Raw genomic sequence first — 15,511 nt, 5'->3', positions numbered from 1 at the left:
TGAAGCTTGCCGCTTGCCGCTGCTCTCACTGCGGCTCAATCGCCCTGACGTGCTGTCCCACCGCCAGCCAGGCGCCGGCGAGACCGAGCAGCATGGCGCCGAAGACCAGGGCCAGGCCGTCAGTGAACGGCATGCCGAACAAGGCGAAGTCGCTCTGGTAGAGCGCCGCGACCCGTTCCACCGTGACATTCAGCCAGGCCAGCCCCAGCGCCAGCAGCACCCAGGCCAGCAGGCCGGCCAGCAGGCCGTAGAGCACACCGATATAGAGGAATGGACGACGGACAAAGGCGTCGGTTCCGCCTACCAGCTTGATGACCAGAATTTCTTCGCGGCGGCTTTCGATCGCCAGGCGAATAGTGTTGGCCATCACCAGCAACAGGGCGATGATCAACAGCACCGCCAGACCACCGGCAAAGCGCTCGAACATCGCCAGAATCGCCGACAGGCGCTCGACCCAGAGCAGGTCAATCTGCACCTGATCGACCCCGTCCAGCGCCACCAGCCGGTCACGCAGCGGCTCCAGCGCAGCCGCGCCGCCTTCGATACTCTTGGGGGTCACCACGATGACGCTGGGCAAGGGGTTATAGTCGAGCTGCAACAGGGCGTCGCCCATGCCGGCGTGTTGCTGAAACTCGGCCAGGGCCAGGTCCTTGTCAAGCAGCTGGGCGCTGGCGACACCGGCGAGCTGACCAACCTGCTCGGTCAGCGTCTGTTGCTGCTCGGCGCTGACGCTATCGGCCAGATAAACCGAGATCTGCGCCGCCTCCTGCCAGTTCACCCCCAGTTGCTTGACCTGATTGATCAGCACCGAGAGCCCCATGGGCAACGCCAGGGCGATGGTCATGACCAGAATGGTCATGGCACTGCTGAACGGGTAGTGCCGCACGCGCTCCAGTGCCTGCAGGGCACTGGTACGGTGGCTGCCCAGCCAGCTGCGCAGCGGGTGACGCCAGTTGCGCTGGGAGCGCGCGGCACCGCTCGGCGCCTTGCGACGAGCGGGCTGGGTAGGTTTATTGGCGCTCATCAGGACTCTCCATCCGCCAGCAGGCGGCCCTGATCGAGGGTCAGCGTGCGGTGGTGCAGGCGGGCGATCAGCGGCAGGTCGTGACTGGCGATGATCACCGTCACCCCCACGCGATTGAAGTCTTCAAACAGCCCCATGATTTCCGCCGACAGTTCCGGGTCGAGGTTACCGGTCGGCTCGTCCGCCAGCAGCAGGGCAGGCTTGTGCACAACGGCGCGGGCAATGCCGACGCGCTGCTGCTCACCGCCGGACAGGGCAATGGGGTAGCTATTTTCCTTGCTCAGCAGACCGACCTTGTCGAGCGCGGCGCGCACCCGGCGGCCCACCTCATCACTCGGCGTGCCATTGATGATCAGCGGCAATGCGACGTTGTCGAAGACCGTGCGATCAAACAATAGCTGGTGATTCTGAAACACCACCCCCACCTGACGGCGCAGGTAGGGAATATCGTCACTGCCTAGGTCACGCAGATTCTGCCCGCCAACATGCACGGCGCCACTGCTGGGGCGCTCCATGCACATGATCAGCTTGAGCAGGGTGCTCTTGCCGGCGCCTGAATGGCCGGTAATGAACACCATCTCGCCGGTCCGAATATGAAAGCTGAGGTTATCCAGCCCCTGATGACCGTTGGAATAGCGCTTGCTGACCTGCTCGAAGCGAATCATTTATGGCTTCTGACCAAACAGTGCCGCGACAAAGTCCGATGCGGTAAAGGGCCGCAGGTCGTCGATCTGCTCGCCCACCCCGATAAAGCGGATCGGCAGGCCGAACTGCTTGGCCAGCGCGAAGATCACCCCGCCCTTGGCAGTGCCATCCAGCTTGGTCAGCGTCAGACCGGTCAGACCAACCGCCTGGTCAAACAGTTTGGTCTGCGAGATCGCGTTCTGGCCGGTGCCGGCGTCCAGCACCAGCATCACCTCGTGGGGCGCGTCGGCATCCAGCTTGGCCATGACGCGCTTGACCTTGGCCAGCTCGTCCATCAGGTGATCCTTGTTATGCAGACGCCCGGCGGTGTCGGCGATCAGCACGTCGGCGCCACGCGCCTTGGCCGCCTGCAGGCCATCAAAGATCACCGACGCAGAGTCCGAACCGGTGTGCTGGGCAATCACGCCAATCTTGTTGCGCTCACCCCAGACCTGCAGCTGCTCGACGGCGGCGGCGCGGAAGGTGTCGCCAGCGGCCAGCATCACCTGCTTGCCTTCGCCCTGCAGGCGCTTGGCCAGTTTGCCAATGGTGGTGGTCTTGCCGACGCCATTCACGCCGACGACCAGAATCACATAGGGCTTTTTGCTGGTGTCGATGTCCAGCGGCTTGGCCACATGCGCCAGCAGCGCTTCGAGTTCATCCTGCAGCGCACGGTAAAGCGCCTTGCGACTGGCGACCTGGCGGCGGGTGACGCGCTGCTGCAGGGTTTCCATGATCATGGTGGTGGCTTCGATACCCACGTCGGCCATCAGCAGACGGGTTTCCATCTCTTCAAGCAGCTCGTCGTCGATTTCTTTCTCGCCGAGGAACAGGTTGGCCATGCCCTCGCCGAGGTTGGCGCTGGTCTTGGACAGCCCCTGGCGCATACGCGAGAAAAAACCGCCACTTTCAGGCTGCACTGCGGGCTCGACTGCCTCGGCTGGTGGCTCGGCCGGCGCTTGCTGGCCCAGCTCGGAAAACAGCGAGGCGGCGGCTTCGCGCGCAGCGGCCTCACGGCCCTCGATGGTATTCAGGTCGCCACTCAGCGGCGCCGGCGCATCCGTCTGTGCCGGTGCGTCGGCGGGCTTGTCCTTGCGCCGGGCCCAGCCAAACAGCCCCTTCTTCTCGGCTTTGCTGTTGTCCTGGGTGTCGGTGTCTTGCGGCTTGTCTTTGGAACCAAACATGAAGTGTCACTATCTGAGTTCGGCGGCGCATGTCCGCCTCATTGAAGGTTGGGTTATCCTACCCCACTTCAGCCGAGGGCGGTATGACCCGCAGCCGCCGTCTGCCGGCCCGCCCTTCGACCACGCCGCACAACAGGATACCTGCATGCTGCCCTTGCGTTACCTCCTGCTTCTACTCCCGCTGCTGACGCCCCTCGCCCATGCCGAGAGTCGTCAACCGACCCACAGTTACACTCTGGACAATGGCCTGAAGGTCATTATCCGCGAAGACCACCGCGCACCAGTGGTGGTCTCGCAGGTCTGGTACAAGGTCGGCGGGGTCGACGAGCCGCCCGGGCAGACCGGTCTGTCCCACGCGCTGGAACACATGATGTTCAAGGGCAGCGAGCATCTGGAGCCGGGCCAGGCCTCACACCTGCTGAGCAGCCTGGGCGCCAGCGAGAACGCCATGACCAGTCGCGACTACACCGCCTACTACCAGATGCTCAGCCGTGACCAGCTGCCCGTCGCGCTGGAACTCGAAGCCGAGCGCATGCACCTGCTGACCCTGCCCGAGGACGAGTTCATCAAGGAGATCGAGGTCATCAAGGAAGAGCGCCGCATGCGCGTGGATGACAACCCCAACGGCCTCGCCTACGAGCGCTTCCTCGCCCAGGCCTACACCGCCAATCCCTATCGCCAGCCGGTCATCGGCTGGATGCACGACATCGAGCGCATGAGCATCGAGGACCTGCGCGCCTGGTACAAACAGCACTATGTGCCGGGCAACGCGGTGCTGGTGATTGTTGGCGATGTGTACCCCGAAACGGTCAAGCCGCTGGTCGAGCGCTACTTTGGCGCCGTGCCCGCCGGCGCCAAACCGGTGGTTCGCACACCGCTGGAGCTACCCGCGCCCGGTGAGCGCAGCATGACACTGCATCTGGACCTGCAACTGCCAACGTTGCTGATGGGCTTCAACGTGCCCTCGCTGAACACCGCCAGCGAGGCCTGGGAAGTCCATGCCCTGCGCCTGCTCGGCGCCGTATTGGACGGCGGCTACAGCGCACGCCTGCCCAGCCATCTGGAGCGTGGCCAGGCCATCGCCACCTCGGTGGGCACCGGCTACGATGCCTTCACCCGGGGCGACAGCCTGTTTGTCTTCAGCGGCATCCCCAACGAGGCCCGCAACATTGACCTGCCGCAGCTGGAAGAGGCGATCTGGCAGGAAATCGACGAGCTCAAGCAAAACCCGCCCAGCGAGGACGAGCTGGCCCGCGTGCAGGCCCAAGTCGTCGCCGGCCTGGTCTACGCCCAGGACAGCATCATGGCGCAGGCCAATCGCATCGGTGAGCTGGAGGTGGTCGGCCTGTCCTGGGAGCTGGTGGACGAAGACACCGCAGCCCTGCAGGCCATTACCCCAGAACAGATCAGCGAGGTAGCCCGCCGCTACCTGGTGCGCGACCGTCTGACCCGTAGTTACAACCTGCCGCTTGCCGAGGAGGCACAACCATGAGCCCCCGTTCCCCGTTTTCCGCGCTGCGCTGGCTGATTGCCCTGCTGGTACTCGGCGGCATGCTGTTCCTGCTGGTTGAGCGTGCGCCCGAGCAGTCCATCCCCGAGCCGGTCGAGGTGCCTACCGAGGCGCTGGTCGTCACCGACACCGCCAGCGAAGTCTTTGGCGAGCCGCTACCCGCACTGCAGTCACTGGAGGAGCTGGACCTGGACACCCCGCCGGCGCGCCGCGGGCTGGACCTGCAGCACTGGCAGACCAGCCAGGGTACTCCGGTCTATTACATGCACGCCGATGAGCTGCCGATGCTGGATGTGCAGATCCTGTTTGCCGCCGGCGCCAGCCGCGACGGCGAGCTGCCGGGCCTGGCCGGTTTTACCAACGCCATGCTCAACGAAGGCACCGGCAATCTGGATGCCGGCGATATCGCTGCGGGCTTTGAACGCCTGGGCGCGCAGTTCAGCAACAGCGCGCATCGCGATATGGGCCTGCTTGGCCTGCGCACTCTGACCGCCAGCGACAAGCTGGAGCCGGCGCTGTCGCTGTTTGCGCAGATTCTGGCCAAACCGAGCTTCCCCGAGGCCTCGCTGCAGCGTATCCGCGAACAGATGCTGGCCGGCCTGCGCTATGCCCGCCAGCGCCCGGACAGCCAGGCCAGCGAAGCACTCTGGTCGACCCTGTATCCCGGTCACCCCTACGGCATCCCGCCGGACGGCACGCAAGAGAGCATCAACGCCATCACCCGCGAAGACCTGCAGCGCTTCCAGCAAACCTACTACAACGCCGGCAATGCGGTGATTGCGCTGGTTGGCGCCGTCGACCGCCAGCGCGCCGAGCAACTGGCCCAGCACCTGGCCGACGCCATGCCGCAGGGTGATGCTGCGCCGCGTACCCCGGCACCCGAGCCGGTCAGCGCCAGCACCCAGCACATCGACTTTGCCAGCAACCAGACCCATCTGCTGATCGCTCAGCAGGGCATCAGCCGTGACGATCCGGACTACGCGGCGCTGTATCTGGGCAACCAGATCCTGGGCGGTGGCGGCTTTGGTTCACGCCTGGTCCATGAGATCCGCGAGCAACGCGGGCTGGCCTACTCGCCGCGCAGCACCTTCAGTGCCATGCAGGCGCCCGGCCCCTTCTATATCAGCATTCAGACCCGCGCCGATCAGGCCGAGCAGGCGCTGGACGTCGCCAATCAGGTGCTGGATGAGTTCATCCGTAGCGGCCCGACCGACACCGAGCTGAGCCGCGCCAAGCAGCAAATGCTGGGCGAATTTCCGCTCAGCACCGCGAGCAACGGCGCCATCGTCTCGCAATTGGGCGCCATCGGCTTTTATGACCTGCCGCTGAACTACATGCAGCTGTTCCTGGATCGCGTGCAAGCATTGACCAGCGAAGATATCCGCGACGCCTTTGCCCGCCAGCTGCCGGCCGACCAGCGCGTGATCATCACCGTTGGCCCGCCGCAACCGGAGCCGGAGCAAGACAGCAGCGACACCGAGAGCGACTCGGCAGCCCAGACCACAGAGAGCGAGGACGCATGAAGCCCGTTCGCACCAAGGCGCGCGTCAGCCAGCTACGCATCATCGCCGGGGAGTGGCGCAGCCGCCGTTTCAGCTTTACCGAGCAGCCGGGCCTGCGCCCGACGCCCGACCGCGTACGTGAGACGCTGTTCAACTGGCTGAGCAGCGCTGTGCCCGGCGCCCATTGCCTGGACCCGTTCACCGGCAGTGGCGCGCTGACCCTGGAAGCCCTGTCTCGCGGCGCCGCCAGCGCTCTGGCCGGTGACCTCAGCCGGGATGTGGTGCAGACCCTGCGCGGCCATCTGCAGACACTGGAATGCGATCGCGCCGAGGTGGTCCAGCAGGACGGCCTGTCCCTGCTGAGCGGTACGCCGCCGCGTCAATTTGATCTGGTGTTTCTTGATCCGCCGTTCCATCAGGGCCTGCTTGAACCGGCCTGCAGCGCGCTGGAAGCCAACGGCTGGCTGGCCGACGACGCGCAGATCTATATTGAAAGCGAGCAGTCGCCCAGCCAGCTGACCCTGCCCGGCAGCTGGCAACTGCACCGAGAAAAGCGCGCCGGTCAGGTCTGGTACAGCCTGTGGCACCGGGCAGCGTGAGCCGCTTCCGGCCTGCGCGCTGGCTGCCCGGCGGCCACCTGCAGACCCTGTTCAGCCCACTGCTGCGCCGTCCGCCCCTGCTGCATCGCGAGCGCGAGCGGCTGACCCTCGCCGACGGCGACTTTCTCGACCTCGACTGGTTCGGCCCGGACCATCCCGATACGCCCTGCGTAGTTCTGCTGCACGGCCTGACCGGCAGCTCCAGCTCGCTGTATATCCTCGGCCAGCAACAACAACTGGCGAAACTCGGCTGGCGTAGCGTCGCGGTCAACTGGCGCGGCTGCTCGGGCGAGCCCAACCACAGCGCCCGCGCCTACCACTCTGGCGCCAGCGATGATCTGGCCGAGGTGGTCAACCATGTGCTGCTGCGCTATCCCGGGCGCACACTGGCGGCCGCCGGCTACTCACTGGGCGGTAACGTGCTGCTCAAATATCTGGGTGAATGTGCGGACCAATGCCCATTGCACGCGGCGGTCGCAGTCTCGGTGCCGTTTCGGCTGGATCAATGCGCCGATCGCATCAGCGTGGGCTTCTCGCGGGTCTACCAGAGCCGCTTCATGCGTGACATGCTGGCCTACGTCAGCAACAAGAAGCGCCTGTTCCAGCATCAAGGCAGGCAAAGCGAGCAGGCACGGCTGGATGCGTTGGGCTCAATGGAGGGAATGGATACCTTCTGGGATTTCGATGGCCGGGTGACCGCGCCGCTGCACGGCTATGCCAGCGCGCAGGACTACTACCGACGCTGCAGCAGCCGATATTTTCTCGGCGCAATTCAGGTGCCCTGTCTGCTGATTCAGGCCCACAACGACCCCTTCGTCTACCCGCACAGCCTGCCGCAGCTCAGCGAACTCGGCCCGCAAACCGAGTTTGAACTGCACCAGGGCGGTGGTCACGTCGGCTTTATCGAAGGGCCGCCCTGGCAACCGCGCTACTATCTGGAGCGGCGCATTCCCGCCTGGTTCCAACAGCAGCTTCAGTCTGCCGCGAGCGGCGAGTAGAGCCGTTCCAGCATCACGTCCACCGCCGGGCGAGCGGCCTCGCTGAGCAGGCCGCGCTCCTGCGCCAACACCTGATAGACGCCCCGTCGCAGCATCTGCGGCGTCAGGTCATCCTGCGCGTCGTTGAGCATGGTGGTGCAGAGAAAGTTGACCCAGCTGGTCATCAGCAACCAGCTGTTGAGCGCCAGTACCTCAGCGTTGGCGTAGCGGGCATCCAGAATGCCCGCATCAATCGTGCCCTGGAAGATAGCCTCGATCGCCCGCAGGGAGTGGCGCGAAAACGCCCGATAGCGCGCAGCCAGCTCCACATCGCTGGCCAGCAGGTGCTCCAGGTCGCGCAGCATGAAGCGGTAGCGCCACATGGTGGCGCCCATCGACTCCAGATAACGTGCCTTGTCATCCAGATCGAGCGCCCGGCCCTGCGGCAAGGCCAGATTCTGTTCGGCTTCAGCGGCGTAGCGCTCGAACAGCTCGGCAATGATCTGCTGCTTGTTGCGGAAGTGGTAATAGAGGTTGCCCGGCGACATGCCCAGATGCGCAGCAATGTGGTTGGTGGTAACAGCGCGCTCGCCCTGCTCGTTGAACAACTGCAGGCTGGCTTCGATGATGCGGTCGCGGGTTTTCATGGTCGTTGGTCGGCTTCACTCACAGATTATTTGACACTTTAGAGCAATTACTCTAGAAATACAGTCCAGACCGACAACGGCAGGACTCACAGACCTCGCCGACGACAACAGCGCCGATAACAACAAAACAGTGCTGGCACAGCTGACCCAGCCGACGGAGGCACCATGGTAGCCGATATCGCCTACATGCAAGAGCAGCAGCAGTCCATCAGCCGCATGCACAACCTGTTCGACGCCCAGCGCGCGGCGTTTCGCAAGGCCCCCATGCCCTCCGCCGACGAACGCATTCAGCAGCTGCAGGCTCTCAAGCAAGGGATTCTGAAACACCAGCAGGCGCTGATCGACGCCATCAGCGACGACTTCGGCCGTCGCTCGGCGGACGAAACGCGGCTGGCGGAAATCATGCCCTCGCTCGAAGGCATTCATTACGCCAGCAAGCGAGTACGCCGCTGGATGAAGCCCTCACGCCGTCGGGTCGGTATCGCCTTTCAACCGGCCAAGGCGCAAGTGGTGTACCAACCGCTGGGCGTGGTCGGCATCATCGTACCCTGGAACTACCCGCTGTTTCTCGCCGTCGGCCCGCTGATCACCGCGCTGTCGGCCGGTAACCGGGCGATGATCAAGATGAGCGAATCCACCCCGCGTACCGCCGAGGTGCTGGAACAACTCTTGGGTGAGATCTTCCCGCAAGATCACGTCGCCGTGGTCACTGGCGAAGCCGACGTGGGCGTCGCCTTCTCCAAGCTGGCGTTCGATCACCTGCTGTTTACCGGCGCTACCAGCATCGGCCGCCACGTGATGCGCGCGGCCGCCGACAACCTGACCCCGGTCACCCTGGAGCTGGGCGGCAAGTCACCGGCCATCGTGTCTGCCGACGTGCCGCTGGCTGACGCCGCCGAGCGCATTGCCTTTGGCAAGGGCGTCAACGCCGGCCAGACCTGCGTCGCCCCCGACTATATCCTCTGCCCGCGCGGCCGGGTCGAGGAGCTGACCCAGGCGCTGCATACGCAGTTTGCCCAGATGTACCCGAACCTGCGCGACAACGCCGACTTCACCCAGGTGATCAACCCGCGGCAGTATCAGCGCCTGCAGAGCTACCTGAATGATGCCGAAGAGAAAGGCGCACGCATCCTGCCGATCAACCCGGGTAACGAGGATCTGAGCGGCACACGCATTATCGCGCCGACCCTGCTGCTGGACGTCAACGACGACATGAAGGTCATGCAGGACGAAATCTTCGGCCCGCTGCTGCCGATCCTGCCGTACGACAATCTGGATGCCGCGCTCGACTACATCGCCGAGCGCCCGCGTCCGCTGGCGCTCTATTATTTCGGCTACGACAAGGCCGAGCAGCAACGACTGATGGAGCAGACCCACGCCGGCGGCATGTGCATCAACGATGCGCTGCTGCATGTGGCCCAGGATGACATGCCCTTCGGCGGCATCGGCGCCTCCGGTATGGGCCACTACCACGGCCACGAAGGCTTTCTCACCATGAGCAAGGCCAAGGGCGTCTACATCAAGCAGCGTTACAACGGCGCCAAGCCGATCTACCCGCCCTACGGTGGCAAACTGCTCAATCTCGTGTACAAACTGTTTCTGCGCTGAGACAGCGTAAACAACAATAAAAAGAAGAACGACCATGCCTGATACCAACTCGCCGAGCCTTGACCGGCGCAGCCTCCTCAAGCTGGGTCTGGGCGCCACCATGGTGCTCGGCACCGCCGGCCTGACCGCCAGCCTCAGCGGCTGCAGCAGCAGCGCGCCAGCCAGCCATCTGGCAGTACTGCGCGACTCTGACCTGCCGCTGCTGCGCGCCCTCTACCCTGCCGTGATCGGCCCGCACCCGGCGTTTGCCGAGGCCGACGCCATCACCCTGGCCACGGCCCAGCTGGACCGCTCCCTGCAAGCCGCCTCCCCCTTTGTCCAGGATGAAGTCCTCAACCTGCTGGGCATGCTGTCGCTGCCCCTGACCCGCGGCCCGCTGACCGGCATCTGGGGCAATCTGGCCGAGGCCAGCCCAAAGCAACTGGAAACCTTCCTGCTGCGCTGGCGCGACAGCCGTTTCGAGCTGTTGCGCAAGGGCCACAAGGCCATCACACAGCTGCTGCAGTTGTCCTGGTACGCCACCCCGCAATCCTGGGCCGCCGTCGGCTACCCCGGCCCGCCGCAAGTCTGAGAGGTTTCCATGCCTGTACCCGATATTTTCCTGCAGGGCCTGGCGCGCGGCTGGCAGGTCATTGATGCGCGCGAGCTGGACAGCGATCGCGAACTGGAAGCCGATGTCATCATTATCGGCACCGGCGCCGGTGGCGGCACCAGCGCAGAGATTCTGGCCAACGCCGGTCTGCGCGTGCTGCTGGTGGAAGAAGGCTCGCTGAAGACCTCCAGCGACTTCAAGAACGACGAAGCCAAGGCCTACGCCGAGCTGTATCAGGAGGCCTCGGCCCGCGCGACCGCCGACGCAACCATCGGCATCCTGCAGGGTCGCACCGTCGGCGGCACCACCACCGTCAACTGGACCAGCAGCTTCCGCACCCCCGCTCCAACCCTGGCACACTGGGCCAGCGAGCACGGCGTCAAGGGCCTGGACAGCGCCAGCATGGCGCCCTGGTTCGCCCGCATGGAAGAGCGCCTCGGCGTGGCGCCCTGGGCCGTCCCGCCGAATGCCAACAACGACGTCATTCGCCAAGGCTGCGAACAGTTGGGCTACCACTGGAAGGTGATTCCACGCAACGTGCGCGGCTGCTGGAACCTGGGCTACTGCGGCACCGGCTGCCCGACCAACGCCAAGCAATCGATGCTGGTGACCACCCTGCCAGCGGCGCTGGACAAGGGCGCCGTGCTGGTACACAGCGCCCGCGCCGAGCGCCTGTCGTTTACCGGCGACCGGGTCAGCGCGGTACACTGCCGGGCCATGGATGCGCACCTCAGCCGCCCTGCCGGGCAACGTCTGACCCTGCGCGCGCCACATATCGTGCTGGCCGGCGGCGGCATCAACAATCCTGGCCTGTTGCTGCGCTCCAAAGCACCCGACCCGCACCAGCGCGTCGGCAAACGCACCTTCCTGCATCCGGTCAACCTGACCCTGGCCCAGTACGAGCGCGACATCCACGGCTACTACGGCGCGCCGCAGTCGATCTACTCGGACCATTTCCAGTGGGATCAGGGCACCAGTGGCCCGATGGGCTACAAGCTGGAAGTGCCGCCCATGCAGCCCAGCATTACCGCCACCCTGATGGGCGGCTTTGGTATGCAGAGCCTGCAGCGCATGGCCGCGCTGCCGCAGAGCAACATCCTGCTGGCGCTGCTGCGTGACGGCTTCCACGAACAAAGCCAGGGCGGTAGCGTCAGCCTGCGCGACAACGGCGATCCGGTACTCGACTACCCGCTCAACGACTACCTCTGGGACGGCGTGCGCCGCGCTTACCTGAGCATGGGCGAAATCCAGTTTGCCGCCGGAGCCAAGGCGGTAATGCCCAGCCACGCCCACGGACGCCTGAGCACCAGCTGGGCGGACTTCCGTCAGCAGATTGGCGAGCTGTCCTATCGCGCCCACGACGTGCGCCTGGCCAGCGCCCATGTGATGGGCGGCTGCGCCATGGGCGAAGATCCGCAGCAGGCCGTGGTCGACAGCAAGGGCCGGCATCACCAGCTGGAGAACCTGTCGATCCTCGATGGCTCGCTGTTCCCCACCAGCATCGGTGCCAACCCGCAGCTGTCGATCTACGGTCTGGTAGCGCGCCTGGCCAGCCAGCTGGCCGAGGAATTGACCTGAACGCCGGGAGCAAAGACCAATCGATGCCGCCCGCCCCCGGCGGGCGAGCGGTTCACAGCTGGGTTTTCGATGGTTGTTGAGCTACCATCTGCCTCTCTACCACCCGCTGCAGGACCCGCTCTGGCATGAACACCGTACTCTACCCCGGCACCTTCGACCCCATCACCAAAGGCCACACCGATCTGGTGGAGCGCGCTGCGCGGCTGTTTGACCGTGTGGTCGTGGCCGTTGCTGCCAGCCCGAAGAAGAACCCGGCCTTCTCGCTGGAACGCCGAGTCGATATGGCCAAGACCGTACTCAGCCATCTGCCCAACGTCGAAGTAGTCGGCTTTTCATCGCTGCTGGCGCACTTTGTCAAGGAAGTGGACGCCAACGTGCTGCTGCGCGGCCTGCGCGCGGTCTCCGACTTCGAGTACGAGTTCCAGCTGGCCAACATGAACCGCGTGCTGGCACCCGACGTGGAAAGCCTGTTCCTGACCCCGTCGGAGAAGTATTCCTACATCTCCTCCACGCTGGTGCGCGAGATTGCCGCCCTGGGTGGCGATGTCACCAAGTTCGTTCACCCGGTGGTCAACGAGGCGCTGGCTGAGCGCTTTAGCGGCTGAGGCAGCAGGAGTCAGAGCATGTCACTGATCATCACCGACGACTGCATCAACTGCGACGTCTGCGAGCCCGAGTGCCCCAACGGCGCCATCTCCCAGGGTGAGGAGATCTACGTCATCGACCCCAACCTGTGCACCGAGTGCGTCGGCCATTTCGACGAACCCCAGTGCCAGCAGGTCTGCCCGGTCGACTGCATCCCGCTGGATCCGGACAACGTCGAAAGCAAGGACGAGCTGATGGACAAATACAAGATCATCACCGGCCAGGCCTAAGCGCATGATGACTCGCCTGCGCCAGACCCTTAGCCTCAGTGTGCTGCTACTGTGCAGCACTCCCCTGCTGGCAGCGGATGGCCCAGGCCGCAGCGCGGTCGCCAGCGCCCACCCGGTGGCCACCGAAGCTGGCCTTGAGATCATGGCCGACGGCGGCAATGCCTTCGACGCCGCCATCGCGGTGGCCGCTACCCTGGCGGTGGTCGAGCCCTACAGCTCCGGTATCGGCGGCGGCGGCTTCTTCCTGTTGCGCCAGCCCGGCAACCCTGACCAGCCCTATCGTTTCATCGACGCCCGCGAAACCGCACCCGGCAAGGCTGGCCGCGACCTGTACCGCGACAGCAGCGGCGAGGTACAACGCGACCCGGCCATCAACGGCCCACTGGCCGCCGGCATTCCCGGCATCCCGGCAGCCCTGGTCCACCTGGCCGAGCACTACGGTCGCCTGCCGCTGGCACAGTCGCTGGCGCCAGCCATCGAGGCAGCAGAAAACGGCTTCACCAGCAGCGAGCACTACCGCACGCTGGTCGGCTTCCGACTGAAAGCCATGCAGCGCGATGCCGAAACCGCCCGGCTGTTTCTACGTGACAACCAGGCGCCCGAGACCGGCACCCTGATTACCCAGCCCGAGCTGGCGAATACCCTGCGCGCCATTGCACAGGATGGACGCGACGGCTTCTACCGTGGCCCGGTGGCCGAGCACCTGCTGCGCGGCGTGCAGGCGGCCGGCGGCGTCTGGCAACAAGCCGACCTGGATAACTACCGCGTCATCGAGCGCAGCCCCATTCGTTTCTCCAGCGGTGGTTATCAGGTCATCAGCGCACCGCTGCCGTCCGCCGGCGGCATTGCACTGGCCGGCATTCTGCAGGCGCTGCCCGCCCTGCCCGCCAGCCCCAACCGCTCGATAGCGCAGACCCACCAGTTGGTCGAGCTGATGCGACGGGTCTACCGCGACCGGGCCATGCTGCTGGGCGACAATGACTTTGTACCCGTGCCGGTGGCCGAGCTGACCTCCAAGGCCTACGCCGTGGCCATGGCGCAGGACATTGACCCCGAACACGCCACCCCGAGCAGCGAGCTTGGTCCGCTGCGCGAGTTCCACGAAGGCACCAATACCACCCACTTCTCGCTGCTGGACGCCGACGGCAACGCCGTCTCCGCCACCCTGAGCATCAACCTGCCCTTCGGCGCGGCCTTCACTCCGCCCGGCACCGGCGTGTTACTGAACAACGAGATGGACGACTTTGCCGCTGACCCAAGCGGTAGCAACGCCTACGGCCTGGCTGGCAGCGAGGCCAATGCCATCGCCCCCGGCAAGCGCCCCCTGTCGAGCATGACTCCGACCATGCTGGAGAACGGCCAGCAGCTGGCCCTGCTCGGCACGCCCGGCGGCAGCCGTATTATCACCATGGTGCTGCTCGGTACGCTGGACGTCATGCACGGCGAGCCGGTCGAACGCTGGGTCAGCCGTCCGCGCTACCACCACCAGTACCTGCCGGACTACATTCAGGTCGAAGATGCCGCCTTCACCGCACAGCAGCGTCAGACGCTGGAAGCCATGGGCCACCGGATCGAGCTGGTGGGCCGCGACTACGGCAATATGCACGCGGTGTCCTGGGACAAGACCCGCAACCGCGTCAGCGCTGCCAGCGACCCTCGCGGTATCGGTGCGGCCAGCGTAGCGCCGCGCGCGGAACGAACACCGAGCGAATAACGCAGCCACAACCGATCCGCATCACCACGCAAAGGTATTCGTATAAAAACCTTTATTTACGAGTTCTGGCGCTTCGGCCTCAAACAGGCCTATGCCTGCCTGTTCGGCGGTTTTTTGTTGCTGGTGATGGTGGTGACCCGCTACTGGTACCCGATCGAAGGGTTGCACCGCTACGACTTCATCTTTCTTGCCGCGATCGGCTTTCAGCTATTTATGCTGGCCGCACGGCTGGAAACCCTGCGCGAGTCCATGGTGATTGTGGTGTTTCATGTCACCGCAACAGTCATGGAGCTGTTCAAGACCTCGGACGCCATCGGCTCCTGGCAGTATCCGGAGGCTTACCTGTTTGGTATCGGTAATGTGCCCTTGTTTACCGGCTTTATGTACAGCGCGGTGGGTAGCTACATCGCCCGCGTCTGGCGCCTTTTTGACTTTCAATACACCCACTACCCGGCGCGCTGGCAGACCGTGATACTGGTCAGCCTGATCTACCTCAACTTCTTTACCCACCACTTCGTCTGGGATCTGCGCTGGGTCCTGCTGGCGACCACGGTCTACCTGTTCTGGCGAACGCAGATTCATTTCAAGATCAGTAAAACCCATCGCTGGATGCCCCTGCTGCTGGGCTGGTTTCTGGTGGCACTGTTCATCTGGTTTGCTGAAAACATCGCCACCTACGCCAACGTCTGGGTCTACCCTAACCAGAAAGAACAATGGCACATGGTCTCACTGGCCAAGCTGAGCTCCTGGTATCTATTGATGCTGCTGAGCTTTGTCCTGGTGTCGCTGATCAACAATCCGGTCACGCGCCTGCCGGCAAGAGCGCAGGCGTAACGCGCGGACACGTCACCGCGCGAAGAGCCAAAAAAAGCCGGACCGCGATATCGCCGGTCCGGCTTTTTCATGCTGCATCTGAGCGCGAGGCTAGGGTCTGTTGACGTTTCGTTCACCCACCTGTTGCAGCCTGTAAAGCCGCCAATCAAGGAGCGAGAAGCGTAGCGTGGTCATTCCACGTGA

15 protein-coding genes are annotated in these 15,511 nt (G+C 64.5%); 11 read left to right on the top strand and 4 right to left on the bottom strand.

Annotated features, from left to right (window positions below; translation table 11 throughout):
- Positions 1 to 25 precede the first annotated feature (25 nt).
- Genes ftsX through ftsY form a run of 3 tightly spaced genes read right to left on the bottom strand, consistent with a single transcriptional unit; the run spans position 26 to position 2,892 of the window.
- Positions 26 to 1,024: a permease-like cell division protein FtsX gene (gene ftsX, locus ASB58_RS17905; protein WP_096006368.1), complete on the bottom strand. Its 999-nt coding sequence runs from the start codon at positions 1,022 to 1,024 to the stop codon at positions 26 to 28.
- Positions 1,024 to 1,689, bottom strand: a complete 666-nt coding sequence (ftsE, locus tag ASB58_RS17900; RefSeq protein ID WP_096006367.1) for a cell division ATP-binding protein FtsE — start codon at positions 1,687 to 1,689, stop codon at positions 1,024 to 1,026. The genes ftsX and ftsE overlap by 1 nt, the downstream gene beginning before the upstream one ends.
- Complete coding sequence (ftsY, locus tag ASB58_RS17895) at positions 1,690 to 2,892, bottom strand: signal recognition particle-docking protein FtsY (protein ID WP_118131823.1); 1,203 nt, start codon at positions 2,890 to 2,892, stop codon at positions 1,690 to 1,692.
- Positions 2,893 to 3,037: 145 nt separating this feature from the next.
- Between ftsY and ASB58_RS17890 the strand changes: the two genes are divergently transcribed.
- Genes ASB58_RS17890 through ASB58_RS17875 form a run of 4 tightly spaced genes read left to right on the top strand, consistent with a single transcriptional unit; the run spans position 3,038 to position 7,501 of the window.
- Positions 3,038 to 4,384: a M16 family metallopeptidase gene (locus tag ASB58_RS17890; RefSeq protein WP_118131822.1), complete on the top strand. Its 1,347-nt coding sequence runs from the start codon at positions 3,038 to 3,040 to the stop codon at positions 4,382 to 4,384.
- Complete coding sequence (locus ASB58_RS17885) at positions 4,381 to 5,925, top strand: M16 family metallopeptidase (RefSeq protein ID WP_118131820.1); 1,545 nt, start codon at positions 4,381 to 4,383, stop codon at positions 5,923 to 5,925. The genes ASB58_RS17890 and ASB58_RS17885 overlap by 4 nt, the downstream gene beginning before the upstream one ends.
- Positions 5,922 to 6,503: a 16S rRNA (guanine(966)-N(2))-methyltransferase RsmD gene (gene rsmD, locus ASB58_RS17880; RefSeq protein ID WP_096006363.1), complete on the top strand. Its 582-nt coding sequence runs from the start codon at positions 5,922 to 5,924 to the stop codon at positions 6,501 to 6,503. Before ASB58_RS17885 ends, rsmD begins: the two co-directional genes overlap by 4 nt.
- Positions 6,500 to 7,501 carry a hydrolase gene (locus tag ASB58_RS17875; RefSeq protein WP_118131874.1) on the top strand — a complete coding sequence of 334 codons (1,002 nt, stop codon included), beginning with the start codon at positions 6,500 to 6,502 and terminating at the stop codon, positions 7,499 to 7,501. The genes rsmD and ASB58_RS17875 overlap by 4 nt, the downstream gene beginning before the upstream one ends.
- On the opposite strand, the gene ASB58_RS17870 is transcribed toward ASB58_RS17875, so the two are convergent.
- Positions 7,477 to 8,127: a TetR/AcrR family transcriptional regulator gene (locus ASB58_RS17870; RefSeq protein WP_096006362.1), complete on the bottom strand. Its 651-nt coding sequence runs from the start codon at positions 8,125 to 8,127 to the stop codon at positions 7,477 to 7,479. The two genes, ASB58_RS17875 and ASB58_RS17870, sit on opposite strands and share 25 nt — an antisense overlap.
- 165 nt (positions 8,128 to 8,292) lie before the next feature.
- On the opposite strand from ASB58_RS17870, the gene ASB58_RS17865 reads away from it, so the two are divergent.
- The 7 genes from ASB58_RS17865 (at position 8,293) to ASB58_RS17835 (ending at position 15,328) form a co-directional block, all read left to right on the top strand.
- A complete protein-coding gene (locus ASB58_RS17865; protein WP_118131818.1) occupies positions 8,293 to 9,735 on the top strand; it encodes a coniferyl aldehyde dehydrogenase in 1,443 nt (480 codons plus the stop codon).
- 34 nt (positions 9,736 to 9,769) lie between these two features.
- Complete coding sequence (locus ASB58_RS17860; RefSeq protein ID WP_118131817.1) at positions 9,770 to 10,306, top strand: twin-arginine translocation pathway signal protein; 537 nt, start codon at positions 9,770 to 9,772, stop codon at positions 10,304 to 10,306.
- A gap of 9 nt (positions 10,307 to 10,315) precedes the next feature.
- Positions 10,316 to 11,905: a GMC family oxidoreductase gene (locus ASB58_RS17855; protein WP_118131815.1), complete on the top strand. Its 1,590-nt coding sequence runs from the start codon at positions 10,316 to 10,318 to the stop codon at positions 11,903 to 11,905.
- Positions 11,906 to 12,030: 125 nt separating this feature from the next.
- Positions 12,031 to 12,510, top strand: a complete 480-nt coding sequence (gene coaD / locus ASB58_RS17850; RefSeq protein WP_118131813.1) for a pantetheine-phosphate adenylyltransferase — start codon at positions 12,031 to 12,033, stop codon at positions 12,508 to 12,510.
- A gap of 18 nt (positions 12,511 to 12,528) precedes the next feature.
- Positions 12,529 to 12,780 carry a YfhL family 4Fe-4S dicluster ferredoxin gene (locus tag ASB58_RS17845; protein ID WP_083724024.1) on the top strand — a complete coding sequence of 84 codons (252 nt, stop codon included), beginning with the start codon at positions 12,529 to 12,531 and terminating at the stop codon, positions 12,778 to 12,780.
- A 4-nt stretch (positions 12,781 to 12,784) separates the two neighbouring features.
- Positions 12,785 to 14,494 (top strand): gamma-glutamyltransferase, encoded by a 1,710-nt coding sequence (gene ggt / locus ASB58_RS17840; protein WP_118131811.1) that lies wholly within the window; start codon positions 12,785 to 12,787, stop codon positions 14,492 to 14,494.
- A 36-nt stretch (positions 14,495 to 14,530) separates the two neighbouring features.
- Positions 14,531 to 15,328, top strand: coding sequence for a DUF817 domain-containing protein (locus tag ASB58_RS17835; protein ID WP_118131810.1), 798 nt, complete (start codon positions 14,531 to 14,533; stop codon positions 15,326 to 15,328).
- The last annotated feature ends 183 nt before the right edge of the window (positions 15,329 to 15,511 follow it).

It is taken from the genome of Pseudomonas abyssi, from assembly GCF_003444685.1.
GTDB classification, from domain to species: domain Bacteria; phylum Pseudomonadota; class Gammaproteobacteria; order Pseudomonadales; family Pseudomonadaceae; genus Halopseudomonas; species Halopseudomonas abyssi.
The sequence above is the reverse complement of the archived record's forward strand: the minus strand, read 5'-3'. Positions and strand labels throughout refer to the sequence as shown.